The 23,537-nt window shown below is 69.0% G+C and carries 26 protein-coding genes, 1 tRNA gene and 1 riboswitch; of the genes, 12 read left to right on the top strand and 15 right to left on the bottom strand.

What is annotated here, in order from left to right; genetic code table 11:
- Positions 1–81: 81 nt before the first annotated feature.
- Positions 82–471, top strand: a complete 390-nt coding sequence (locus tag ACQEVO_RS20960) for a MarR family winged helix-turn-helix transcriptional regulator (RefSeq protein WP_432915720.1) — start codon at positions 82–84, stop codon at positions 469–471.
- Positions 472–522: 51 nt separating this feature from the next.
- On the opposite strand, the gene ACQEVO_RS20955 is transcribed toward ACQEVO_RS20960, so the two are convergent.
- Positions 523–771 (bottom strand): hypothetical protein, encoded by a 249-nt coding sequence (locus ACQEVO_RS20955; protein WP_432915718.1) that lies wholly within the window; start codon positions 769–771, stop codon positions 523–525.
- Positions 772–893: 122 nt separating this feature from the next.
- Here ACQEVO_RS20955 and ACQEVO_RS20950 point away from each other — a divergent pair, with 122 nt between their 5' ends.
- A complete protein-coding gene (locus ACQEVO_RS20950; protein WP_432915716.1) occupies positions 894–1,526 on the top strand; it encodes a class I SAM-dependent methyltransferase in 633 nt (210 codons plus the stop codon).
- Between the two features lie 41 nt (positions 1,527–1,567).
- Here ACQEVO_RS20950 and ACQEVO_RS20945 read toward each other — a convergent pair whose 3' ends face one another.
- Positions 1,568–2,440, bottom strand: coding sequence for a LysR family transcriptional regulator (locus tag ACQEVO_RS20945; protein WP_432915714.1), 873 nt, complete (start codon positions 2,438–2,440; stop codon positions 1,568–1,570).
- 79 nt (positions 2,441–2,519) lie between these two features.
- Between ACQEVO_RS20945 and ACQEVO_RS20940 the strand changes: the two genes are divergently transcribed.
- From ACQEVO_RS20940 to ACQEVO_RS20925, 4 genes are all read left to right on the top strand, one after another.
- Complete coding sequence (locus ACQEVO_RS20940; protein WP_432915712.1) at positions 2,520–3,743, top strand: MFS transporter; 1,224 nt, start codon at positions 2,520–2,522, stop codon at positions 3,741–3,743.
- A gap of 52 nt (positions 3,744–3,795) precedes the next feature.
- Positions 3,796–4,434: an NAD(P)-dependent oxidoreductase gene (locus ACQEVO_RS20935; protein WP_432915710.1), complete on the top strand. Its 639-nt coding sequence runs from the start codon at positions 3,796–3,798 to the stop codon at positions 4,432–4,434.
- Positions 4,435–4,570: 136 nt separating this feature from the next.
- Complete coding sequence (locus ACQEVO_RS20930) at positions 4,571–5,494, top strand: SDR family NAD(P)-dependent oxidoreductase (protein WP_432915708.1); 924 nt, start codon at positions 4,571–4,573, stop codon at positions 5,492–5,494.
- Positions 5,495–5,616: 122 nt separating this feature from the next.
- Positions 5,617–6,345, top strand: a complete 729-nt coding sequence (locus tag ACQEVO_RS20925; protein ID WP_432915706.1) for a nuclear transport factor 2 family protein — start codon at positions 5,617–5,619, stop codon at positions 6,343–6,345.
- Between the two features lie 45 nt (positions 6,346–6,390).
- Here ACQEVO_RS20925 and ACQEVO_RS20920 read toward each other — a convergent pair whose 3' ends face one another.
- Genes ACQEVO_RS20920 through ACQEVO_RS20910 form a run of 3 tightly spaced genes read right to left on the bottom strand, consistent with a single transcriptional unit; the run spans position 6,391 to position 9,220 of the window.
- Positions 6,391–7,395 (bottom strand): ABC transporter substrate-binding protein, encoded by a 1,005-nt coding sequence (locus tag ACQEVO_RS20920; protein ID WP_432915704.1) that lies wholly within the window; start codon positions 7,393–7,395, stop codon positions 6,391–6,393.
- The gene (locus ACQEVO_RS20915) at positions 7,392–8,165 is read right to left on the bottom strand and encodes an ABC transporter ATP-binding protein (protein WP_432915702.1); all 774 of its coding nucleotides are present in this window, start codon (positions 8,163–8,165) and stop codon (positions 7,392–7,394) included. Before ACQEVO_RS20915 ends, ACQEVO_RS20920 begins: the two co-directional genes overlap by 4 nt.
- The gene (locus tag ACQEVO_RS20910; RefSeq protein WP_432915700.1) at positions 8,165–9,220 is read right to left on the bottom strand and encodes a FecCD family ABC transporter permease; all 1,056 of its coding nucleotides are present in this window, start codon (positions 9,218–9,220) and stop codon (positions 8,165–8,167) included. The genes ACQEVO_RS20915 and ACQEVO_RS20910 overlap by 1 nt, the downstream gene beginning before the upstream one ends.
- Positions 9,221–9,321: 101 nt before the next feature.
- A riboswitch (cobalamin riboswitch) is annotated at positions 9,322–9,534 on the bottom strand.
- 178 nt (positions 9,535–9,712) lie between these two features.
- Between ACQEVO_RS20910 and ACQEVO_RS20905 the strand changes: the two genes are divergently transcribed.
- Positions 9,713–9,789, top strand: a tRNA-Met gene (locus ACQEVO_RS20905).
- Between the two features lie 65 nt (positions 9,790–9,854).
- Here the strand turns inward: ACQEVO_RS20905 and ACQEVO_RS20900 are convergent.
- A complete protein-coding gene (locus ACQEVO_RS20900; RefSeq protein WP_432915698.1) occupies positions 9,855–10,391 on the bottom strand; it encodes an SgcJ/EcaC family oxidoreductase in 537 nt (178 codons plus the stop codon).
- 99 nt (positions 10,392–10,490) lie between these two features.
- On the opposite strand from ACQEVO_RS20900, the gene ACQEVO_RS20895 reads away from it, so the two are divergent.
- Positions 10,491–11,324, top strand: coding sequence for an SDR family oxidoreductase (locus ACQEVO_RS20895; RefSeq protein WP_432915697.1), 834 nt, complete (start codon positions 10,491–10,493; stop codon positions 11,322–11,324).
- Between the two features lie 150 nt (positions 11,325–11,474).
- Here the strand turns inward: ACQEVO_RS20895 and ACQEVO_RS20890 are convergent, their stop codons facing one another.
- Entirely contained in the window at positions 11,475–12,068 is a 594-nt protein-coding gene (locus tag ACQEVO_RS20890; protein ID WP_432915695.1) for a DUF4760 domain-containing protein, read from the bottom strand.
- A 131-nt stretch (positions 12,069–12,199) separates the two neighbouring features.
- On the opposite strand from ACQEVO_RS20890, the gene ACQEVO_RS20885 reads away from it, so the two are divergent.
- Positions 12,200–12,631: a pyridoxamine 5'-phosphate oxidase family protein gene (locus ACQEVO_RS20885; protein WP_432915693.1), complete on the top strand. Its 432-nt coding sequence runs from the start codon at positions 12,200–12,202 to the stop codon at positions 12,629–12,631.
- A 165-nt stretch (positions 12,632–12,796) separates the two neighbouring features.
- Here ACQEVO_RS20885 and ACQEVO_RS20880 read toward each other — a convergent pair whose 3' ends face one another.
- The 6 genes from ACQEVO_RS20880 to sucB form a co-directional block, all read right to left on the bottom strand.
- Positions 12,797–13,084: a putative quinol monooxygenase gene (locus ACQEVO_RS20880; RefSeq protein WP_432915691.1), complete on the bottom strand. Its 288-nt coding sequence runs from the start codon at positions 13,082–13,084 to the stop codon at positions 12,797–12,799.
- A 136-nt stretch (positions 13,085–13,220) separates the two neighbouring features.
- The gene (lipA, locus tag ACQEVO_RS20875) at positions 13,221–14,243 is read right to left on the bottom strand and encodes a lipoyl synthase (RefSeq protein WP_432915689.1); all 1,023 of its coding nucleotides are present in this window, start codon (positions 14,241–14,243) and stop codon (positions 13,221–13,223) included.
- On the bottom strand, positions 14,240–15,013 hold the full coding sequence (lipB, locus tag ACQEVO_RS20870) for a lipoyl(octanoyl) transferase LipB (protein ID WP_432915687.1): 774 nt from the start codon (positions 15,011–15,013) through the stop codon (positions 14,240–14,242). The genes lipA and lipB overlap by 4 nt, the downstream gene beginning before the upstream one ends.
- A gap of 2 nt (positions 15,014–15,015) precedes the next feature.
- Positions 15,016–15,543, bottom strand: a complete 528-nt coding sequence (locus ACQEVO_RS20865) for an N-acetyltransferase family protein (protein ID WP_432915686.1) — start codon at positions 15,541–15,543, stop codon at positions 15,016–15,018.
- The gene (locus ACQEVO_RS20860; RefSeq protein ID WP_432915684.1) at positions 15,540–16,430 is read right to left on the bottom strand and encodes a TIGR01777 family oxidoreductase; all 891 of its coding nucleotides are present in this window, start codon (positions 16,428–16,430) and stop codon (positions 15,540–15,542) included. Before ACQEVO_RS20860 ends, ACQEVO_RS20865 begins: the two co-directional genes overlap by 4 nt.
- 10 nt (positions 16,431–16,440) lie before the next feature.
- Positions 16,441–18,222 carry a 2-oxoglutarate dehydrogenase, E2 component, dihydrolipoamide succinyltransferase gene (sucB, locus tag ACQEVO_RS20855; protein ID WP_432915682.1) on the bottom strand — a complete coding sequence of 594 codons (1,782 nt, stop codon included), beginning with the start codon at positions 18,220–18,222 and terminating at the stop codon, positions 16,441–16,443.
- A gap of 254 nt (positions 18,223–18,476) precedes the next feature.
- On the opposite strand from sucB, the gene ACQEVO_RS20850 reads away from it, so the two are divergent.
- Positions 18,477–18,830 carry an oxidoreductase gene (locus tag ACQEVO_RS20850; RefSeq protein ID WP_432915680.1) on the top strand — a complete coding sequence of 118 codons (354 nt, stop codon included), beginning with the start codon at positions 18,477–18,479 and terminating at the stop codon, positions 18,828–18,830.
- A 316-nt stretch (positions 18,831–19,146) separates the two neighbouring features.
- On the opposite strand, the gene ACQEVO_RS20845 is transcribed toward ACQEVO_RS20850, so the two are convergent.
- Together ACQEVO_RS20845 and ACQEVO_RS20840 are read right to left on the bottom strand one after the other, a co-directional pair.
- On the bottom strand, positions 19,147–20,658 hold the full coding sequence (locus tag ACQEVO_RS20845; RefSeq protein ID WP_432915678.1) for a leucyl aminopeptidase: 1,512 nt from the start codon (positions 20,656–20,658) through the stop codon (positions 19,147–19,149).
- A gap of 9 nt (positions 20,659–20,667) precedes the next feature.
- Positions 20,668–21,471, bottom strand: coding sequence for a helix-turn-helix domain-containing protein (locus ACQEVO_RS20840; protein WP_432915676.1), 804 nt, complete (start codon positions 21,469–21,471; stop codon positions 20,668–20,670).
- Between the two features lie 102 nt (positions 21,472–21,573).
- On the opposite strand from ACQEVO_RS20840, the gene ACQEVO_RS20835 reads away from it, so the two are divergent.
- Both ACQEVO_RS20835 and gcvT read left to right on the top strand, forming a co-directional pair.
- The gene (locus tag ACQEVO_RS20835; RefSeq protein ID WP_432915674.1) at positions 21,574–22,185 is read left to right on the top strand and encodes a GNAT family N-acetyltransferase; all 612 of its coding nucleotides are present in this window, start codon (positions 21,574–21,576) and stop codon (positions 22,183–22,185) included.
- Positions 22,186–22,373: 188 nt separating this feature from the next.
- Positions 22,374–23,468, top strand: coding sequence for a glycine cleavage system aminomethyltransferase GcvT (gene gcvT / locus ACQEVO_RS20830; RefSeq protein WP_432915672.1), 1,095 nt, complete (start codon positions 22,374–22,376; stop codon positions 23,466–23,468).
- The last annotated feature ends 69 nt before the right edge of the window (positions 23,469–23,537 follow it).

The raw sequence follows: 23,537 nt of genomic DNA, 5'->3' as shown, positions 1-23,537 counted from the left end.
GAGAACTTAAATGCACGAGCATTAAATGTCAACGCATGTAATGCGTGGACATAAAATGACTTGACATGATAATCTCGGGTCATGTACCACGACACCGACAACGATGTCTGCGCGAAGTGGTCCGAAACGCTGCGCCTCTACCACGGCACATCCTGCGAACTGGAGAACGCGCTGCAGTCGCGGCACCGGCTGGGGCTCAGCGAGTTCGAACTCCTGCAGGTCCTCGGTGGCCGGTGCGGCCAGGAGCAGGTCGAGAAGGTCAAGATGAAAGATATCGAGACCGAGATGTACCTGAGCCAGAGCGCGCTCTCCCGCACCGTCACCCGGCTCGAGAAAGCCGGTCTGGTGGAACGCGCGGCCTGCGATTTCGACCGTCGCGCGAACTTCTTGAAACTCACCGAGGCAGGCCGGGCGCGGCTGAACGACGCCAAACCGACCCACCTGGAAGTGCTCCACAAACACCTGGGCTGACCGGGAAAGCCCGAGCGCCGGGGGCTGTGCCCGTCGGATCCGGCGTCGAGTTCACCAGCGGAAGCGTTCGGGGTTCTGGGTGGCCTCCGCGCGGATCTTCTCCAGGTTCATCGCAAACAGTTTGGTATGTCCGCAGGTCAGGCAGGTGACGGCCGAGAGTCTGGACAGGGGCGACATCCACAGCGTGCGGCCGGCCGGATGAATACCGACATGGTGCTGGCCCATCACCGCGAGATTGCCGATCTGCCGGCCCCCGCACAGCTCACACGGGGGTAGGGCCACTGGGTCCGGGGGAGTCATACTACCCACCATGACATAGGTGAGGGCGTGGAAACCGGCTCGGGGAGCGCCTGATCCGGCCCGGCCAGGCGGGCCGTAGGTTGGGGGAAAGCGTCACCGAGCTCTGGTCGAGGAGGAAGCCGATGAACGCGCACACCCCTGAAGGGCGCGTACCGAGTAAATGGGAGGAGCTCGTCGCCGCCGATCCCGATCATTCACAGTGGTATGTCCAGCGGTTCCGCAAGCTCGCCGCCGAGGGCCAGGACATCTTCGGGGAGGCGCGGCTGATCGATGCGATGCTGGGCCGCCGGGGCCGGGTACTCGACGCGGGCTGCGGGCCCGGGCGGCTGGGCGGATTTCTGCACAACTCCGGGCATTCGGTGGTCGGGGTGGATGTGGACCCGGTGCTGATCGCGGCCGCGGAAGCGGACTATCCGGGGCCCACGTGGCTGGTGGGTGACCTTGCCGAACTCGATCTGCCCGCCCGCGGTGTCGCCGCCGATTTCGACGTCATCGTCTGTGCCGGCAACGTGGTGACCTTCCTGGCGCCGGCCACCCGGCCGGCGGTACTCGCCGGCTTCGCGCGGCATCTGGCGCCGGACGGCCGGGTGGTTGTCGGCTTCGGCGCCGGCCGCGACTACGAGTTCACCCAGTTCCGTGCCGACGCGGCCGAGCAGGGCTTCCGCGAAGACCTGCTGCTGTCCACCTGGGACCTGCGCCCGTTCACCGGCGAGTCGGATTTCCTGGTGGCCGTGCTCTCGCATCAGCCGGAATAACAGAATCCGCCTGGCCCGGGTACGCCGATCCGGTCATCGGGTCACGGCACCACCCCGAGTGCCGACAGATACGCCGCGGCGGCGGGCCCGGGTGTGCGCTGCCCCCACACCACGTATTCCACCCGCCGCGGCGGGTCGCGCAGGGTGACGATCCCGAGGCCGGGATAGGCCGCGACGACGGCCGCGGGCAGCAGGCCGATACACAGGTTGCGCCGGATCAATTCGACGAAATAGTCCACCGCGACCACCTCGAACGCCACCTCGCGGTGCACTCCGGCGGCGGTGAAGGCCTGGTCCGATTGGGCCCGCCCGGCCGAGCCCGCCGGGAAATCGACGAACAGTTCGTCGCCGAGCCGGGCCGCGTCGATATCGCGTGCCCCGGCCAGCGGGTGGGTCGGTGAGACCACGACGACCAGCTCGCCGCGGCCCAGTTCCCGCGCCGCCACCCCGCGCGGTGCGGTATCGGCGGGCAGGCCGAGGAAGGCGATATCCAGCCTGCCCTGGCGGATATCGTCGACCAGGTCGCCGCTCGTCCCGATCTGCAGGCTGATCTGTACTCGCGGATGACGGGTGCGGAAATCCTGGAGGGTGCCCAGCAGATCGATCGCGCCGACGCTGGGGATCGCGCCGAGAGCGAGGCGTCCGCGAAGTTCGCCGGCCGTGGCGGTGACTTCGGCGCGGGCCCGTTCGGCCGCTTCGAGCGCCTGCCGAGCCGCCGGGAGGAACGCCGCGCCGGCCGCGGTGAGTTCGACGCGGCGGCTGCTGCGTTCGAAGAGTTTCGCGCCGAGTTCCTTTTCGAGACGGGCGATCTGGTGACTCAGCGCCGACTGCACCACCAGGCATTGCCGCGCGGCCCGGGTGAAATTCCGCGTTTCCGCCACCGCGACGACGTAGCGCATCTGCTGCAGTTCCATCGAACTATCGTGAATCACGATCGTTACGCTGACAAACATGTGTTGGACTCATTGATCGCCGGGCCGCAGGGTTGATGTCATGAGTACGACGACAGCGGCCGGGCCGCGGCACCCCACACTCGAAGCTTCCGGTTTACCCCGCGGGCTCCTGCCGCTGATGTCGGTGGCCACCGGCCTGGTGGTGGCCGGCAACTATTTCGCCCAACCCCTGCTCGACGCCATCCGCGGTGATCTCGGGCTGTCCACCGGGACCGCGGCGCTGATCGTCACCGCCGCGCAGGCGGGTTACGCCCTGGGGCTCTTCCTGCTGCTGCCACTGGCCGATCTCGTCGAGCGCCGGCGGCTGGCGGTGGGGCTCTTCGGTGCGACGGTGTTGTTCCTACTGGCCGGCGGTGCCGCGGGGCATCCGGTCGTACTGCTGGTGGCGACGGCATTCGCCGCGTTCACCTCGGTCGCGGCCCAGGTGCTGGTGACCTTCGCCGTCGCACTCAGCGAACCGGAACGTCGTGGCCGGGTGGTGGGCACCGTAATGAGCGGTGTACTGGTCGGCGGGTTGCTGGCGCGCACCGTCGCGGGCCTGCTGAGCGAGGCCGGTGGCTGGCGCACCGTGTACTGGTTCGGTGCGGGCGTGCTCGCGGTGGTCACCGTCGCCCTGTGGCGGACGCTGCCCCCGCTGCACACACCTGCTGGTTTGTCCTATCCGGCGCTGCTCCGGTCCACCGTGGGACTCTTCCGCACTCAGCCGGTGCTGCGCCTGCGGGCCGGGCTCGGCGCCCTGTCGATGGCCTCGTTCACCATGTTCTGGACCGCGGTGACGTTTCTGCTGGCCGGCGCGCACTATCAGTGGTCCGAGGCGGCGATCGGGTTGTTCGGACTGGTCGGGATCGCCGGTACCGCAGCGACACCGATCGCCGGGCGGCTGGCCGACCGTGGGCAGGTACACCGGGTCGCGGGTGCGGGGGCGGCACTGCTGGTGGTGGCCTGGCTCGCGCTCGGTGCGGGGGCCGGTTCGCTGTTCGCCCTGATCACCGGGGCGATCGTCTTGACCGTCGCCCAGCAGTCCGTGCTCAACAGCAACCAGTACGTGCTGTACGCGCTGGAACCCGAACTCCGCAACCGGCTGAACTCGGCGTTCATGACCGCCTTCTTCCTGGGCGGCGCGGCCGGATCGGCCCTCACCGCGGTGGCGTGGGACCGGGCCGGGTGGGCGGGAGTCACCGCCGCCGGGGGCGTGCTGGCGGCGGCCACGGTGCTGCTGTGGGCCGTGGATCGGGCGCGCAGGCGCGCCGCGACCGCGCGGTGAACCGACGGGTTCCCGCACCTCCGAACATTTGCCGATAGGAAAAGGAAAACCCATGCGTATCACCGTTTTCGGAGCGGCCGGACAGGTCGGGAGCCGAGTCGTCGCCGAAGCCCTGCACCGCGGCCACCAGGTCACCGCCGTCCTCCGCACCCCCGCCCGCGCCGCCGAGATCCCCCGCGAAGCCGAGATCCGGATCGGTGACGCCGCCGACCGCGACGATATCGCCGATCTCCTCGACGGACAGGACCTTGCGATCGGCGCGACCCGCCCGGCCGCCGGGCGGGAGAACGAGCTGATCACCGCCACCGCGAGCCTCACGGCCGGCGCGGCCCGCGCGGGGGTGCGGTTACTGCTCGTGGGCGGTGCCGCGACCCTGACCGTGCCCGGCACAGGCGGAGTGACGGTGATGGACGAGCCCGGGTTCCCCGCAACGCTGCGCGCAATCGCTCGCGCGTGCGCCGGCCAGCTCGCGGTGTGCCGGGCCGCGACCGAAACCGACTGGACCTATCTCAGCCCGCCCGCACAGCTGTACGCAGGCCGCCGCACCGGCCGGTACCGGCTGGGCCGGGACATGCTGGTGGTCGACCGGGACGGGGAGTCGGTGCTGTCGTACGAGGATCTCGCGGTGGTTCTGCTCGACGAAGCCGAACGCCCCGCGCACCGGGGTATCCGGTTCACCGCCGCCTACTGAGTTCGCCGCGGCGGCACAGCGCCGCGGCCGTACCGGTCGCGCCTCGTCCTGCGGTGGGGCCGAGGGCCGTACGGTGTGCGCGGCTCCGCGGGCAACGACCCGGAACACGATTTATTCTGAGAACACGATCCGACGGATGCCGAGGGGCGCTATGTCGACGATGGTGATGACCGGTGGCACGTCCGGGTTCGGGGCTATTGCGGCCGGCCGGCTCCGGCGTTCGGCGGAGAACCGGCTGTTGCTGGGAGCGCGACGGGTGCAGGAACCCGGCGGGTCGCTTCCCCTGGACCTGGCCGAGCTGGAATCGGTGCGGGCGTTCGCCGGCGCCGTCCGCGGCGAACTGGCCGGCGCCCCGATCGACGCGCTGATATTGAACGCCGGTCTTGTCCGTGCCGACGCGAATCGCCGGACCGTAGACGGATACGAGACCACCTTCGCGGTCAATCACCTAGCGCACTACCTGCTGCTGCGGCTGCTGCTGCCGGAACTCGCCACCGGTGCCACAGTCGTACTGACGACCAGCGGCACCCACGATCCCGCTACCGGCGCCGGTTTGACGCCACCCCGGCACGCGGACGCGGCACTGCTGGCCTACCCGGACCGTGATCCCGGACTGGACACGCGCCCGCGCAAAGCCGGCGAACACGCCTACACAGCGTCGAAACTGTGCACCGTGCTCACCGCTCGGGCGCTGATGGAACAGGAGTCGTTGCGGGACAAGGCGGTCACAGTGATCGCCTACTGCCCCGGTCAGGTTTTCGGTACGGGACTGGCCCAGGATCTGCCGTTCTATATGCGGGCGGTGTGGTCGGTCATGGGGGCGCCGGTGCTGAGCCGCCCGGTCCGCCGCCTGAACCGCACCCTCAACACCCGGGTCGACGCCGGAAATACGCTGGCAGACCTCGCCTCGGGGGTGGTTCGCCCACCCGCCGGACGGATCTATGCGGCCTTGCGCGGTGGGCAGCTCACCTGGTCGGATCCGTCCGAGGCGGCGCGGGGCGTGGAAGCCGCCCGGACACTGTGGCGCGACAGTGCGGAGCTGGCCGGGCTACCGGCCTGATCGCGAGCCCGGACTCGCGGGCGGCCCTCCTGCGCCGAAAGGGCCAGGTGTGCGCGCCGGTATCCGTACGATGCACGGTGGCACCCGGTGCGGCCGGGCCGGCTCGTCGAAAGGTTGCCGCTGTGTTCAGTGAGGAAAAGTTCCAGCAGGCGCTGCGGCGCCCCCGCCTCGCGCGGCCCGCTCCCGACTTCCTGGACGGTAATCGCGCCGTGCCGATCCGGGTGATCCCGGAACCGGAACTGCAGGCCACCACACAGGAGTGGTTCGTGCAGTTCGACCGGAAACTCGAGTACTACGGCAAACTCGGCCTCGACCTGTCCTGGCTGATGGAGTGGGCGAAGAAGTACTGGTGGAGTTTCCTGGCCCGCGATATGAGCCTCAACCACGAGCTGTACGCACCGGATATCCGCTACACCGATGTCACCACCTTCGGCCGCACCATCGTCGGGATCGACGAATTCGTGACGTACAACTTCGCCTTCTTCGACGCCATCCCGGACTGGCGTTACGACCCGCTGCCCGACCAGGTGTATCTCGATGTCACGCCGGACGAGAAGGTCCGGGTGGTCATCCGCTACATCGGCAGCGGCCACTGGGACGGGCCGCTGCGGCTCTACCCCTACGACGAGAGCGCACCCGTCCTGTACGGCACCGGCCGTTTCATCCAGTGTCCCGCTGTCGACCGCTACCACTTCAACGCCGACGGGCTCATGGAGGAAGGCGAAACCCTCTACGACGCCTTCGATGTCACCCAGCGCGGCGGGATCCTCCCGCGCGACGACAGCTGGCAGTTCAAGGCCCTGATGTCGGCATCGAAGATCCCGGCGGTGCTGCAGCGGTTCGGGCTGTAGCGAACTGCGTGCGACGGCACCGGCTCCGGATCGGCCGTGGCGCCGCTAATAACCCGTGGAACGCAGGAATTCGGCAACGCTGAGAACCGCTTGCGGGTTGCGTGGTCCCTCGACCAATGCGGCATAGGGCAGGGCGAGGAAATTGTTCTCCCGGACGGCGGTGGTACCGGCCATCAGCGGATGCCGGCGCAACTGCTCGATCTTGGCCGCCACGGTGTTCGCCGGACCGGCGCCGTAGTCGACGATCACGATCGCCTGCGGGTCACGCTGGGCAGCGGCTTCCCAGGAAGCCGAGGTCCACGAATCGTTCAGATCGTCGAAGATATTGCTGCCGCCCGCCTCCCGGATGATCTGCGACGGTGCGGCTGTCCGCCCGGAGGTGAACGGTTCCGGGGTGGCACTGTCGAACAGGAACACCCGCGCCGGTTCCCGCGGTGCCCCCTCGTCCGCGGCGGCGACCTGTTCACGATAGGCGGCGACGAGGTCGTCGGCCTTCGCGCGCACGCCGAAGATCTCGCCGAGGTTCGTCAGGTCGGTGTACAGCGCGTCGAGCGGTTCCATCACGCCGCGGCGTGTGGTGCCGGCTTGCCGGCAGGATTCGGTGAGCAGGTACGGGTCCGCGCCGATCGAACGCACCCAGTCGGGAGTGAGGCCGGTGGTCTCCCGGAAGCCGTAATTCCAGCCGGCGAACACGAAGTCGGGGGCCGCGGCCTGGACGACCTCCTTGGTGAAGGCGTCACCGAGTTCGGTGGTGCGGCCGAAATCGGCCCGCCACGGTGAGCTGTCGATATCGCGCTCTTTTCCCGGATAGGTGGTGTAGCCGACAAGGCGATCGGCCAGCCCGAGGGCGAACATCATCTCGGTGATACCGGTGTCGTTGGTGACCACCCGTTCGGGCACCCCGTCGACCGTGAGCGAGGCACCGCAGTTGGTGACCGTCACCTGCCGACCGGTGGACGCGTGCGCCGAATCCTGCACCTCGGCGCCGCATGCAGTCGAGAGAACCGCCGCGGACACCGCCAGCGCGACCATCGGCCGAAGGGTTTTCATGCGTAGTCCTTGTCGTCGAAGATGATCTGCGGGACACCCAGCCGGGGATGAGCGACGATATGACCGCCGATCGAGAACCAGCGTCCGATCACCTCGGTGGTGATCACCTCGTGCGGACCGCCCGAACACACCAGCCGGCCGCCGTGCAGGACGAAGAGCCGATCACAGTGCTGCGCGGCCAGATTGAGATCGTGCAGCGCCGCGACCACGGTGATACCGAGACCGCGGGCAGCGGCCAGCACGCTGTACTGGTGGTGCACGTCGAGATGATTGGTCGGTTCGTCCAGCACCAGCACCCGCGGCTGTTGCGCCAAGGCCCGCGCGATCAGGACCCGCTGACGTTCCCCGCCGGAGAGCGACAGGAAACCGCGGTCCGCGAGATGCGCGATATCCGCCGTTTTCATTGCTGCGGCGCAGATCTCCTCGTCGCGCCGCCGGCTGCCGCGCAGCACAGTGGCGTGCGGGAGCCGTCCGGTCGCCACTACCTCGGCGGCGGTGAAGTCGAACGGTGTCGAGGAATCCTGGGTCAGCGCCGCGACCTGGCGGGCGTTCTCCCGCATACCGATCGCCGCGATATCGGTGCCGCCGACCAGCACCTGCCCGGAAACGGGCGCCAGAGCGCGGTACAGACAGCGCAGCAGGGTCGACTTACCGCTGCCGTTCGGACCGACGATGCCGATGAACTGCCCGGGTTCGGCGGCCAGGGTCACCGCCCGCACGATTGGAGCGCCGTCGATCTCGACCGTGACGCCGGTGTAGTCGACCCGCATCAGCCGCGCTCCACCAGCGCACCGCGCCGCCGCATCAGCAGGACGAACACCGGTACCCCCACCGCGGCGGTGACCGCTCCCAATGGCAACTCCTGCGGTGGGATCAGCGTGCGGGCCAGGAGATCCGCGGTCACCAGGAAAACCGCGCCCAGCCCCGGGGTCAGCACGGCCAGCCGCCGGTGGTCGGCACCCACCAGGAGCCTGGCGACATGGGGCACGATCAGGCCGACGAACCCGATGGCCCCGCACACCGCGACGAAACAGCCCGTCATCGCGGCGGAGAGCACGAACAGCAGCAGCCGGAACCGGGCGGCGTTCATTCCGAGGGCGGCGCTCACCTCGTCACCCATCGACAAGGCGTTGAGCCGGCGGGCGCAGAGCATGATCACCGCCGACCCCAGCGCGGCGACCGCGGCGATCAGAGGCACCATCTGCCAGGTCGCGCCCGCCAGGCTGCCCAGCAGCCAGAACATGACCGACCGGGCGGTATCGCCACCGCGCGGGGCGAGGAACACCAGCACAGTTGTCGCGGCGGAGAACCCGTAGCCGATGGCGGTGCCGGTGAGCACCAGCCGTAGCGGCACCAGCCCGGCCGCCGACCGCGCCATCAGATACACCAGTGCGGTGGCGGCGAGCGCTCCGGTGAAAGCCGCCGTCGACAGGGCGTAGGTCCCGAGCGCACCGAACGCGCCGAACAGGACGACGGCGGTGGCGCCCACCGACGCCCCCGACGAAATCCCCAGTACATACGGATCGGCCAGGGCATTACGGACCATGGCCTGCACGATCAGCCCGACCCCGCCGAGCCCAGCACCTACCAGGGCCGCCAGCAGCACCCGCGGCAGCCGGGAATCCACGACGATCCGATAGTTCGCCACATCGCCGGCGAACACCGTCCCGCCGGTGAGTTCGGCCCACAGAAAACCCACGGTGTCGCGCCACGGAACATGTGCCGCCCCGAGACCCAGCGCGAGCACCGAAACCACCACCAGCGCCGCGGTCAGCCCCGCCACCAGCACCGGCACGGGCAGGCGGCGTCGCTCGAGCCCGCTCATCGGGCCGGATCTACTCGCACCACCCCTGATCCGACGCGCGCAGACAGACGTATACCCATATCTCGTCAACCATTCCCTCGAAGTCGACCGGCGACCAGGCCTGTGGCCGGGCCGCGCCGGCAGGTCTTCGGGCTCATGGACGCGAGACGGATTCCCGTATCACCTACTGGCGGTCGCTTCCCAGGCGCGGGCCCAGTGCTGATGACCGCGGTCGTTTCCACATACCGCTGCGGGGCAGCTCCGGATTCCCACCGGATTCCCTCTTGCGAACCGCCCGTCGCCGACGGGCGGTAACCAGCGCGCGGTCACGGTAGCACCCCGGATTCCGGGACCGGACATTCCGGGCGCGAATGTGCATCACCTCACTCGGTGGTGGGCATCGTGCACGGTGCGTAGGCGCGCCTGGGCATCCGGTTTCCGGGGTATCGCGGACCGGAGTTCGAGGCGCGTTTTGGTACGGCGAAGGTTCGTGCGCTACGGTTACCAACGCAACGCGGGGTGGAGCAGCTCGGTAGCTCGCTGGGCTCATAACCCAGAGGTCGCAGGTTCAAATCCTGTCCCCGCTACCACCGGCCGAGGCCGGAACGGTTTTCACCGTTCCGGCCTCGGCTTTTTTCGGCACCAGGACTTCGGATCAGGCGGCGGGATCCGAGTTCGTGCGCGTCAGGAACGATTTCGATTCGTCGATCGGCGTGTTCTGCGCGGCGGACAGCCACCAGTTTCCCTCCCGCTCCACCAGCACATACAGCGCGACTTCGGAGAACGCGCCGGGTTCGAGGGCCTGCCTGCGGATCTGGGTGACGACCACCCCCGGAGCAGGACCGATCGCGGCGACGACCTCGAAACGGGAGGCCGGCGCGACGGGCTTCGCCAGGCGCATCATTTGCCGGTGAATCGCATTGATCTGGTCGTAACCGATGACCAGGGCGCCGAAGGGCGTGCCCCACAACACGTCCGCGGCGAACGAGTTGTCGTAGAGGTCGGCGTCACCGGTCTCGCCGGCCTTCTGCAATTCGGCTGCGAGGGCGACGGCCACGGCGTGTGCGGTCGAAGTGGCGGTCGGGTCGTTCAAGTTCGGCCGGATGGTCATGTCTTTCTCCCTTTTTCGGTACTGACCACAGCCTGCAAGCTCAACCAATGTTGAGGTCAAGTCCATGGTGGCGAGTGGCATCGAACCGGGAACTGTGACCGGCATTCTCGATCTTGACCTGTATCTATATTGAGGTTCTAGCGTGGCGGCCAGCTGATCACCCCACGAGAGGACATGTTCATGATTCTGGTCACGGGAGCCACCGGCAATATCGGTCGCTCGTTGCTGAAGGAGTTGCGCGCGTTCGGTGCGGGGCCGATCAAGGTAGTCACCCGTGACACCGCTGGAGTTGCCTTCCCCGCCGGAGTCGAGGCAGTCGTGGGCGACCTGGCCGACCCCTCCTCGCTGACAGCCGCCCTGGACGGGGTGCGATCGATGTTCCTCGTGCCGCAACTCGGACCGGATGCCGAGATCCTCGACCGCGCCCGCCGGGCCGGTGTCGAGCACGTGGTGCTGGTGTCGTCGATCACCGTGGAGACCCATCCCCACCTAGGCCCCGCTGCCGGCAACGCGGCGGTCGAGAAGCTCCTCGAGGCCAGTGGAATGGACTGGACGATCCTGCGGCCGACACAGTTCGCCTCCAACGCCCTGATGTGGGCATCGAGTATCCGAGCGGATCAACCGGTCCAGGCGCCCTACGCCGACATCGGGCTCCCCACGATCCATCCCGCCGACATCGCGTCGGTGGTCCGGGTCGCGCTGACCGACCCCGCCCACCGAGGTCACCGGTACGCACTGACCGGCCCCGCACCGATCAGTGCGCGTCAGCAGGTCGAAACCATCGCTGAGCTGCTGAACCGGGACATCGAGTTCACCGGGATCACCCGGGAGCAAGCCCGCCCCGACATGGTCGCGGTCTTCGGCGAGGACGCCGCCGACGCCGTCCTCGACGTAACCGGCGGCGCCGTCAACGACGCCCTGCTGCAGGTGCGCGACACCGTCCTGCGGGTGACGGGATCACTGGCCAGGACCTTCGCGCAATGGGCCGAGGAGAACGTCGACGCTTTCCGGTGAGCTGCCGGAACCGTCCGCTCTTTGCCGGCGAGGACGACTCGTGGATCAAATCGGTCGAGTAGTTCGGTGGCCATCTCCAGCACAACGGCCGGCGCAGGTTTGCCAAACGCGCTCGAACGCGATAACCGCATCGACGTGAGGTTCAGCGCCTCACCCTTGGAACTCCGGCGGTGAGCCGGCTGCCCTTGCCAGTGCGGAACCCCCGTCGGCCACCGAGGTGTCATCATCCGCCGTATCCTTCTCCGAATCAGGCGGATTCAAAGGGGGAAGCCGTCGCACCAGGATCTCCAGTTCCTCGTACATCCTCTTGTTTCCTTGCGCCTTCCGGACCGCCTCGACCCAGCCGCTGTACTGCTCCCATGCCTTGATCAGGCGCGCGCCGGCTGTGTGGTCGACCACCTGTTGGTCGAAGATCCCCATGTTCACGCCCGCGGCAATGTTCTCCAGGTATCCGAGGTAGGAGCGCAACCCCATGTACTCCTCACTGTTCGGGACTTTCGCCCTTTCCAGGAATCCGTCATCGGCGTGAACCTTCGAATACAGGTCGTACTGGCGCGCAATCGTATTCCCGATGAATTCCAGCGTATAGCGGCGACATTGGCGTCGATTCTCCTCGATCGCCTCCTGTGTGCCACGCTCGACCGCTGCTCGGGACTCCTTGGTCTCATGTGTGAAAATGCGTATCTGCCATATGAATCCAGCGCATCCGAGGGCAAACGTGGCGATCATGAAGGAATTCGACATCTCGTCGATTTTAGTTGCAAAATGGTTGTCGCTCAGCAGGTTTCGTCAATCCAGCGGACGGACAACATTGCCCTCTGGCGGCGTGGAACATACGGGGGAACAGGACCGCTCGTCAGGTGGTTGCATCGTGTATGCCGAAACCCTTCACGGAAGACGAACGCCGAAAGTTCCTCGCGGGCAAGCATATTGCGGTGCTGTCGGTCGCGGCGACCGACGGCCGTCCGCCGGCGTCCGTCCCGATTTGGTACGACTACACGCCCGGCGGTGAGATCAGGATCAACACCGGCGCGAACCGGCGCAAGGCCGGGCTCATCCGGGAAGCCGGTGTGGTGACGTTGGTCGTGCAACGCGAAGAACTGCCATATCAGTACGTCATCATCGAAGGCACCGTCATCGATGCCGCGAATCCCTCCCCGCAGGACATCCGGGAAGCCATTGCCACTCGTTACCTCGGTCCCGAGGCCGGGCGGGCGTTCGCCGAGCAGATGGACGGCCGCGAATCGGTCCTGTTCACGATCCGCCCCGACCGCTGGATCACGCAGGACTACTCGGACGACTTCTGACAGCGCAGGCCGCTCAGGTCGAAGCGGCCAACGTCTCGGCTCGATCCATGGCAGCGCGCGTTCGGCGCCCAGCCGATATCTTCGGGGAACTGTGGGAGCCGGCCGGCGATCACCTCCGGATCGACCAGACCGGCAGACAGCAGATCTCGCCGGAATCTGCGGGGCTCAGGCGAGGGCGCGGACCTCGGCGATCTCGTATTCCGACACCGCCGCGGCGCGGATCGCCGCGTTCTGTTCCTCGCCGGTACCGGCACCGCGGAAGGACTCCACCGCATCCTGGGTTTCCCAGCGTTCGAAGATGTTGATCCTGGCGGGATCGGTGAGATCCGCGCAGATCGCGAAATCGAGGCAGCCGGGTGCGGAACGCGCCTGTTCGACGACGGTGACACAGCCGGCGAGATAGGCCTCTCTGTCTTCCGGTGCGACGAGCAGATGTCCGGCGACAATGACCATGGATGCACTCCTGTTCGGTCGGTTCACCTGTATCGACCGATTCGCGCCGCCTGATTCATCGGGTCGGATCGGTCTCGGTGCATGCTCGGTCCGGCTCGAGTGGGCGGAGTTGTCCGGAGTGCGTTTCCGGCGTAGGTCAGGCTCGCGACCCGAACCGTTCCAGGACGGCACTGGCCTCCTGGGATGCGGTGCCTTCGTCCGCGAGGTGGGCCATGGTTTCGGGGATCCGGCGGCCGTGGTGGGCCATGGCCTGGGCGTAGAGGCGGCCGGCGCGGTAGGAGGAGCGCACCAGCGGGCCGGCCATGACGCCGGCGAAACCGATTTCCTCGGCGACCTTCGAATGTTCCACGAACTCTTCGGGTTTCACCCAGCGGTCCACCGGGTGGTGGCGGGGGGAGGGACGCAGGTACTGAGTGATGGTGAGGATATCGCAGCCCGCTTCGTGCAGGTCGCGCATCGCCTGGGTGACCTCTTCCGGGGTTTCGCCCATGCCGAGGATCAGGTTCGACTTGGTGACCAGGCCGTCGGCGCGGGCGGCGGTGAGTACCTCGAGGGAGCGTTCGTAGCGGAACGCCGGGCGGATCCGTTTGAAGACGCGGGGCACGGTTTCCAGGTTGTGCGCCAGCACCTCGGGGCGGGCGGAGAACACCTCGGCGAGCTGATCCGGTTTTGCGTTGAAATCGGGGATCAGCAGTTCGACCCCGGTGTTCGGGTTGAGTTTCTTGATGGCCCGCACGGTTTCGGCGTACAGCCAGGCACCGCCGTCGTCGAGGTCGTCGCGGGCGACACCGGTGATGGTGGAATAGCGCAGGCCCATGGCCTGGACGCTTTCGGCGACCCGGCGCGGTTCGTCACGGTCCAGCGGGGACGGTTTGCCGGTGTCGATCTGGCAGAAATCGCAGCGGCGGGTGCACTGTTCGCCGCCGATCAGGAAGGTGGCCTCGCGGTCTTCCCAGCATTCGAAGATATTGGGGCAGCCCGCTTCCTCGCACACGGTGTGCAGGCCCTCGCGTTTCACCAGCCCTTTGAGTTCGGTGTATTCGGGGCCCATGGTGGCGCGGGTGCGGATCCAGCCGGGTTTGCGTTCGATCGGGGTCTCGGCGTTACGGGCCTCGATCCGCAGCAGTTTACGGCCGGCGGGAGCTTGGGCGGAGGTCATGCGGTCAGACCTTTCGGGTCGCGTGCCGCGGTGGCGGCGGCGGGATCCGCGACGGCCGGGGTGGCGGCCTGCGGAATATCGTGCTCGGTGACCGGAAGCTCGCCGTCGAGCGCGGCCGGGATCGCTTCGGCCAGCCGCTGCCGGGCCTCGGCGACGGTGACCGTGCGGCCGAGTTCCTGGCTGAGGCTGGTGGAACCCACATCCCGGATACCACACGGGATGATGGCGCCGAACGCGCCGAGGTCGGGGCAGCAGTTCATCGAGACCCCGTGCAGGGTGACCCCGCGCTGCACCCGGATCCCGATGGAGGCGATCTTGCGCTCCGGCAGCAGGCCGGACGCGGCGAGCCACACCCCGGAGCGTCCGGGCACCCGCCCGCATTCCACCCCGAGATCGGTGACCACCTGGATGAGCGCCTGCTCCAGGCGCCGGACGTAATCCACCACGTCGAGCGGTTCGGCGAGCCGGATGATCGGGTAGCCCACCAGCTGGCCGGGCCCGTGCCAGGTGATCTTGCCGCCGCGGTCCACGTCGATCACCGGGCTGCCGTCGGTGGGCCGGTCGGCCTCCTCGGTCCGGCGCCCCGCGGTGTAGACCGACGGGTGTTCCAGCAGCAGCAGGGTATCGGCGCCGCGGCCCTCGGCGCGTTCGGCGGCCAGTTCACGTTGCAGATCCCAGGCCGGCAGGTACTCGATGAGCCCCAGATCGCGCACGTCGACGGGGGTGCTGTCGAAACGCGCCGACCGGGTTGCGGTGCGGGTGTTGTTCACGATCACGACGTTACGCTCATCTCCAGTGTGAGCTGCATCAGTGTCAGATCCATCCAGCGACCGAATTTGCGGCCCACTTCCGGTAGCTGCCCCACGGTGCGGAAACCGAACCGTTCGTGCAGGGCGATGGAAGCGGTGTTGCGCGATTCGATGACGGCGATCATCGCGTGGATGTCCCCGGCGGCCCGGGCGCGCTCGATCAGTTCGGCGAGCAGGGCGGCGCCGATCCCGCGGCGCTGGAAACGGTCGGCGATGTAGATGGAGTTCTCGGCGGTGTGCCGGTAACCCGATTTCGGCCGCCACGGACCGTAGCTGGCGTATCCGGCGAGTTCCCCGCCGACCTCGGCCACCAGTACCGGACGGCCGTGCGCGGTGCGATTGTCGAACCAGGACTGCCGGTCGGCGAGGTCGACGGGTTCGTCGTCCCAGATGGCGGTGGTTTCGGCGATCGCGCGGTTGTGGATCTCCAGGATCGCGGGCAGATCGCCGGGGCGCGCGTCGCGGACCAGGGTGGCGGTGGTGGGGTTCATCGGCCCACCGCGGCGGAGAGCGCCGCCCCGACGGTGGGGTGGCGGAATTCGTAGCCGGTCTCCTCGAGCACGCCCGGTAGCGCCCGGGGACTGTGCAGGATCGCCTCGTCGGCGAATTCGCCGATCGCCAGTTTCAGGGCGAACCCCGGGACCAGCAGCGGGGTCGGGCGATGCAGGGCCCGGCCCAGGGCGCGGGTGAACTCGGCGTTGGTGACCGGTGCCGGGCCCACCGCGTTGAGCGGACCGCGCACGGCCGGGGTGGTGAGGGCGTGCCGGATCGCGCCGATCTCGTCGTCGAGGGATATCCACGGCTGATACTGCCGGCCGCTGCCGAGCCGGCCACCCAGACCCAGCAGGAACAGTGCCTTCAGCTGCGGCAGCATGCCGCCGGCACCGGTCAGGACCACTCCGCTGCGCAGCAGGACGGTGCGGGTGCCCGCGTCGGTGGCCGCATGCGTGGCGGCCTCCCAATCCACGCACAGCGTGGGCAGGAAACCGGTACCGGGCGGGCCGGTTTCGTCGACCGCGCGGGCACCGGTGTCGCCGTAGTAGTGCACACCGCTGGCGTTCACCAGGGTCGGCACCCCGGCCCGCGCGACTGCTGTCGCCAGCACATCGGTGGGGGTGATGCGGCTGTCGCGCAGCTCCTGTTTGTAGGCGCCCGACCAGCGTTTACCGCCGATTCCGGCGCCGCACAGGTTCACCACCGCGTCCGCACCGTCGAAAACGGCCGGGTCGAGTTCACCGCGGGCGGGGTCCCAGCGGTGTTCGTCGGGCGCGGCGGCCGGACGCCGGACCAATCGGAGCACCTGATCCCCGTCCCGGCGCAACGCCGCGACGAGGGCAGTGCCGATCAGCCCGGACGAACCGGCCACCACAACCAGCATCTCCGTGACCTTACAGCCCGAGATCGGCCTCGAACGCCGCCTCTTCGAGACGATGCCGGATGGTGGTGAGGAACCGTCCGGCGTCCGCGCCGTCGATGAGGCGGTGATCGTAGGTGAGCGGCAGGTAGCACATCGAGCGGACGCCGATGAATTCGCTACCGGACTCGTCGGTGACCACAGTGGGCCGCTTGACGATGGCACCGGTACCCAGCATCGCCGCCTGCTGAGGCATCAGGATCGGGGTGTCGAACAGAGCGCCCTGGCTGCCGATATTGGTGATGGTGAAGGTGCCACCGGCCAGTTCGTCCGGCTTCAGGCCGCCGTTGCGGGCCCGGTTGGCGATATCGGCGATGGCGCGCGCCAGCCCGGCCAGCGAGAGGTCGCTGGCATTGTGGATCACCGGCGAGATCAGGCCCTGCTCGGTATCCACGGCGATCCCGAGATGCACCGACGCGTGGTAGGTGATCTCCTTGCGGTCCGCGTCGTAGCTGGCGTTGACGTTCGGATGCGCCCCGAGCGCCTCCACCACGGCCTTGGCGAAGAACGGCAGGAAGGTCAGGTTCACGCCCTCGCGTTTGGCGAATTCGGCCTTGGCCTTCGCCCGCAGGGTCGCGATCCGGGTCACGTCGGCCTCGTGCACCTGGGTGAGCTGCGCGGTGGTCTGCAGCGATTCCAGGGTCTTGGTCGCGGTGATCTGCCGGATCCGGTTGGCCTTCTGCGTGGTCCCGCGCAGCGCCGCCAGGGCGGGGCTGGGGGCGGCCTTCGCGGCCGGAGCCTTCGCGGCGGGGGCTGCGGCCGGTGCCGCGGCCGGGGCGGCGGGCGCCTTCTTGGCCTCGGCGGCGGCGAGGACGTCCTGCTTGCGGATGCGGCCGCCGACACCGGAACCGGTGACGGTGGACAGGTCGACGCCGTTCTCCTCGGCCAGTTTCCGGACCAGCGGGGTCACGTACGGGGTGGCGCCGTTACCGGCGGCCGGAGCGGGAGCCGGTGCCGCGGGGGCCTGCGCCGCGGGTGCGGGAGCCGGTGCCGGAGCGGGCGCGGGGGCAGGCGCCGGAGCCGGAGCCGGGGCGGGCGCGGGTGCCGGTGCGGCAGCGGCGGGCGCCGGAGCGGGTTCCGGCTCGGGTTCGGGTGCTGGTGCCGGGGCGGGCGCGGGGGCGGAACCGGCGGCGGGACTGCCGGACCCGATCACGCCGAGCTGACCGCCGACCTCCACCACATCGTCTTCGTTCGCGGTGATCTCGAGCAGGGTGCCGGCCACGGGGGAGGGGATCTCGGTGTCGACCTTGTCGGTGGAGACCTCGAGCAGCGGCTCGTCCACCGCGACCTCGTCGCCGATCGCCTTCAGCCACCGGGTCACGGTGCCTTCGGTAACCGATTCGCCGAGTTCCGGCATCTTCACCGGGGTCCCGGAGGCCGAACCGGAGGCGGATGCCGCCGCGGGCTGCGGAGCCGGCGCGGGTTCTTCGGCGGGCGCGGCTTCCTGCGCGGGTGCGGGGGCGGGCTCGGGTTCGGCGGCGGCCGGTTCCGGAGCGGGTGCGGGGGCGGCGGATTCGCCGGCCTCACCGATGACACCCAGTTCGCCGCCCACCTCGACGACATCGTCTTCCTGCGCGACGATCTTCGTCAACACACCCGCCGCGGGGGACGGGATCTCGGTGTCGACCTTATCGGTGGAGACCTCGAGCAGCGGCTCGTCGACCTCGACCGTGTCTCCTTCCTGTTTCAGCCACCGTGTCACCGTTCCCTCGGTAACGCTCTCACCAAGAGCGGGCATCTGGACGGAGAAGGCCATGTCCGTTGACTCCTCTAACTGCTCGACGGGTCTACAACAGTCTCGTTCCGGAGGATCGCGCCGCGGGTCGCGGCGGTGCTCCAGCCGGCGTTCATTCTGCGCGGCGCCGGAGATCCGTGTGGTTGTTGTTCCGGGAACCATCCTTGCACCCGCCGCCGCGCGCGGTTACCGGAGGGCATCGAATTCCGCTATCCGGCACCATGGAATCACCGCCCTGTACGGCGGGTTCGTGGCACAGGAGGAGGTCGGCCGCGGTGGGCTTACTCGATCGTTTCCGTCGCGTCATACCTGGGCGTGGCGGTGTTTCCCGTGGCCGCTCGCCCGACGTGCGCTATCTCGCGGACTGGGTGCGCACGCACACCGGCGTGGAAGGTTTCGTCGAACCGAAGACTACTGTGACCGATGTCACGGTGGTGCTGGTTGCCGCGGATGGGGAATGGACCCGGCGGGTCGTCGGGGAACGCGGCGCGCACCGCCTGGCGCGCGATCTCGGGATCCCCGTGTACGACGTCGGCAAGACCGGCTACCCGCAACGGATGCGCGACCACGACGCCCGGCGCCGGATCGAACGCCGACGCGCGATCGAGCGCGAACTCGGCGAGAGCTGAACCGGCCGCCCCGCGCTGCAGCGACTGCTACGGGCGTCCCGCGACGGCTCCGGCCGCTGCTCGAGGCCAGCGGTCGGAGCGACCTTGCCTTGTCGGCTGTTCCCGCATCGATCGATACATCCGCGCGCACGAAACGTTCGGACAACGCATTCGGCGCAGGCTGCTGCCGTCGCTACAGCGGGGGTCCGGCCTCGCGACATACCGACGCTCACGGTGCGAATCGCGCCGGGGGGTGCCCCGGCCGGGAGTCCGGGCTGCTCGGAGGCAGCGCCGGGCTACCGGCCGTTTCGTCACGCCACGAGGCGGCCGCTGCGGCCTATTCGCCGGCGATGTCCTCGAGGACCGCGATGAGCGTACGGACCGGGACACCGGTGCCGCCCTTGCCGATGTAGCCGAACGGCCCGCCGGTGTTGTACGCCGGACCCGCGATATCGATATGGGCCCACTGGACGCCTTCGGGCACGAACTCCTTCAGATAGGTGCCGGCCACGAGCATTCCGCCCCAGCGGTGTGAGGTCGCGTTGACCATATCGGCGACCTTGGAGTCCAGATCGGCGCGCAGCTCCTTCGGCAGCGGCATCGGCCACCCGTGTTCGCCCACCTCCCGCGAGATCCGGGCGACCCGGTCGCGGAAATCGTCGGTACCCATCACCCCGGGGGTGCGGGTACCGAGGGCGACCATCTGCGCTCCGGTGAGGGTCGCGACGTCGATCAGGTACTGCGGATCGTCCTCACCGGCGCGGACCATCGCGTCGGCCAGGATGAGCCGGCCCTCGGCGTCGGTATTGGTGACCTCGATCGTGGTGCCGCCGTACTGGGTGAGCACGTCACCGGGCCGCTGCGCGGTGGACGACGGCATGTTCTCCGCCATCGGCACGGTCGCGATCACGGTGATCGGCAGGCCGAGCCGGGCCGCGAGCAGCGTGGTCGCGACGACCGCCGCCGCCCCGGCCATATCGGAGGTCATGTTCTCCATGTTCGCGGCCGGTTTGATGGAGATACCGCCGGTGTCGAAGGTGATGCCCTTACCCACCAGCGCGACCTTCTTGTCACCGCCCCGGTAGGTGAGCCGCACCAGTCGCGGCGGCCGCGAGGAACCCTTGCCGACCCCCAGCACCCCGCCGTAACCCCCGGCTTCCAGCGCTTTCTCGTCGAGCACCTCGACCTCGAGCCCGGCGCCCTCGGCCAGCAGTTCGGCGCGGCGGGCGAATTCGGCCGGGTACAGGTGGCTCGGCGGGGTGTTCACGAAATCGCGTGCGGTGGCCACGGCTTCGGCGGTGAGCTGGGCGTGCAGCAGCGCGTCTCCGCCGAAATCCGCTTCGGGCACGAGCAGCTCGACCCGGGCCAGCGGGCCGGCATCGGGCTTCGGCGCCGATTTCGCGGACCGGAACGGGGTGAACGAGTACGCGCCGAGGTAGAACCCTTCCACGGCCGCGGCGATATCCAGCCCGGACAGGGTGGTGACGGCCCGCTCGACCCCGGTGAGCGAGCGCGCGGCGACCCCCGCGCTGCGGCGGATCTGTTCAGCGTCCAGGTCTTCGGCACTGCCGAGGCCGACGGCCAGCACGCTGGTCACAGTGTCCAGCCCGGCCGGTGCGGGCACCCGGATGAGCTGCTCGGCTTTACCGGTGCCTCCCACCGCGGTCACCTGATCGAGCAGCCGGGTGCGCAGGTCGGCGTCGAGTACATCACCGAAGAGGTCTTCGGGCAGCAGGACGGGCCCGTCGTCGGTGGTGGCCACACCGACGACGAGGACGTCGGTGCCGGGCTCGATGGTCTGGGTACGTGCCAATTCCGGTCCGAGCGGACGATCTGCGACTGCGGTCATGGCCCCAGGCTATTCGCCGGCCGTCCGCTGCCGCACCGCGACACCGTCGAGCAGCATGTCCACGCCGTAGGACAGCAGTGCGTCGAAGTCGACTTCCGGCGGCGGCGTCGCCCGTGGATCGAAGACACGCGAGAGTACCGGACGTTCGACGACGTCCACGAGGTCGGCAAAGCCGGCCGGAGCCGCGTCGGCGTCGCCGGCCCCGCCGATTCGGTCGGCTCGTTCCGAGGTCCACAACAGGGCGAGACCCTGCACCAGTGCCGAATAACTCAGGTAGGCGGGTATCAGCTCCGAGCGCGGCAGATCCAGGTCGCCGAAGGCCGACAGCGCACGCTCCACACTGTCCAGCAGACCCGGGCCGAGCGGTGGCCGGACCCGGGCCAATACCGGCAACACCCACGGATGGCGCCGGTAGAGCTGCCATTCCCGCTGGGCTTCGGAGCGCAGCAGCGCGCGCCAGTCCGGCGGCCGGTCCGGCGGCGGTGCGGTATCGCCGAGAACCAGTTCGACCATCGCGGCGAGCAACTGCTCCCGATCGTCGAAATACCGGTACAGGGCCGCGGTGGCCACGCCCAGCTCACCGGCCAGCCGGCGCATGGTCAGGCCGTCGAGGCCGGTGCGGTCGGCGAGTTCCACCGCCGCCCGGGTGATCACGACGGTCGACAGGCGGCGCGGTTGCGGGCGGGCGCGCACGGGTGCCGCGCCGCGGCGGGCACGGTAGGCGCGCGCCTGACAGGAGCGGGAGCAATAGTGCCGCCGCCGGCCCCGGTCCGGTTGCCGGAGCGGCACGCCGCAGCGCACACAATGGGTCACGTATTCGATTTCAACACACGAAATACCGTGACGAAATGATGGTTGTGTGGTGGTGAGCGGCATAAGTTCGGTTACCGGAACACCATTCACCAGGAGGCGGGCGTGGGTACGGAACTGGATGTGCGGCGTGCGGACAAGGCCGATTCCGACGCGCTGATGACGGCACTGCGGCGGGCGACCCCGGACGAGGCGGTGACCGAATGGATCATGCGCGACCATCCGATGGACCAGTTCCTCGACGTGTACCTGCCCGAAATCGTCGAACGCGGTCTCGACGGCGACGAGTTCTGGGTGGCCGGAGCGGGAGACGAGATCTGGGCGGTCTCGCTCTGGCAGACCGTCACCTCGACCGATCGTCTGTTCGCCGACGCCGCCACCGCCCGCGGGCACGCCGACCGGGCTCCGGATATCCGGCCGCTGCAGCGTTCGGCCTACGTCACCGAGCTACTGGCCCGGGAACATCCGCGCCGGTTCCCGCACCGCTACCTCGAGCTGATCGTCACCGTGCCGGAATTCCGGGGGCGGGGCGCGGGCGCGGCGATTCTCGGCAATCGCACCCGGGCGCTGGCGGCCGCGGGGATGCCGGCCTACCTGGAGGCGAGTACCGAACGGTCGTCGCGGCTGTACGCCCGGCAGGGGTTCGTCCGCACCGGCGAAACCCACACCCTGCCCGAGGACGGGCCGACGCTCATCCCCATGTGGTTCGAAGCCTGATCCACCGCCCGCCGCCACAGGTCCCGCGGTCACCGTGCACGATCCGACCGGCCGGACCGAGCTCGCCGCCTGGGCGGACACGATGCCCGGCCGGGCGACGTGCGGCCGGACGCCGAGACCGCGTCCGCCCACCGAACACCCGGCGCGGGGCCGCCGGCGACCATTCGGCGCCGGGATAAGCTCGCCGGGTGAGTGACGCCGGGCTGCAACAGGGACCTGTCCATGGAGTGCACGTCGAACTCGGGGCGAAATTCGCGCCGTTCGGCGGGTGGGAGATGCCGGTTTCCTACGCGGGGACCGTCGCCGAGCACACCGCGGTGCGCGAAACAGTGGGCCTGTTCGATGTGAGCCATCTCGGCAAGGCGACCGTGCGCGGGGCCGGCTCGGCGGAATTCGTGAACTCCGCGCTGACCAACGATCTGGGACGGATCGGCCCGGGCAAGGCGCAGTACACGCTGTGCTGCACTCGCGACGGGGGCGTGGTCGACGATCTGATCGCCTATTTCGTGCGCGACGACGAGATCTTCCTGGTGCCGAACGCGGCGAACACCGCCACGGTGGTGGAGCTGCTGTCGGCCGCGGCGCCGCCGGCGATCACCGTGACCGGCGAGCACCGCGAATACGCGGTCTTCGCCGTACAAGGGCCGCGATCGGCCCAGGTCCTGCGGGAATTGGGGCTGCCCACGGAGCTGTCGTACATGGCGTTCACCGACGCCGACTGGCGCGGACAACCCGTCCGGGTGTGCCGTACCGGATACACCGGCGAACACGGATACGAACTGCTGCCGCGTTGGGCGGGCGCCGAAGAGCTGTTCCGGGCGCTGCTCGAGCAGGTGCGCGCCGCGGACGGCGCGGTGGCCGGGCTGGGAGCGCGCGATACCTTGCGCACCGAGATGGGGTACCCGCTGCACGGGCACGAACTGTCCACCGAGATCACGCCCGTGCAGGCGCGGGCGTCCTGGGCGGTCGGCTGGGCGAAAGCGGATTTCTGGGGTAAGGCGGCGCTGGCGGCCGAACGTGCGGCCGGGGCGCGGCGGACGCTGCTCGGTCTGGAGGCGCTCGGCCGGGGGATCCCGCGCGAGAACCAGACAGTGCGCCACGAGGGCCGCGAGGTGGGGGTGACCACATCGGGGACCTTCTCGCCGACCAGGCAGATCGGTATCGCCCTGGCCCTGCTCGACCCCGCGATCACCCCCGGGAGCGAGGTCGAGGTGGATGTGCGCGGCCGGGCGCTGCGCTGCACCGTGGTGCGGCCGCCCTTCGTGAAACCGCGCACCAGCTGATCATCGCCGGTCGGCCACCGCGTGTCCGCGGACAACCGACCACCGCGGATTCCGCGCGAAGGCAGGACA

It is taken from the genome of Nocardia sp. CA-290969 (genome assembly GCF_050936135.1).
GTDB lineage: Bacteria > Actinomycetota > Actinomycetes > Mycobacteriales > Mycobacteriaceae > Nocardia.
This window is presented reverse-complemented; position numbering and strand designations above follow the sequence as displayed.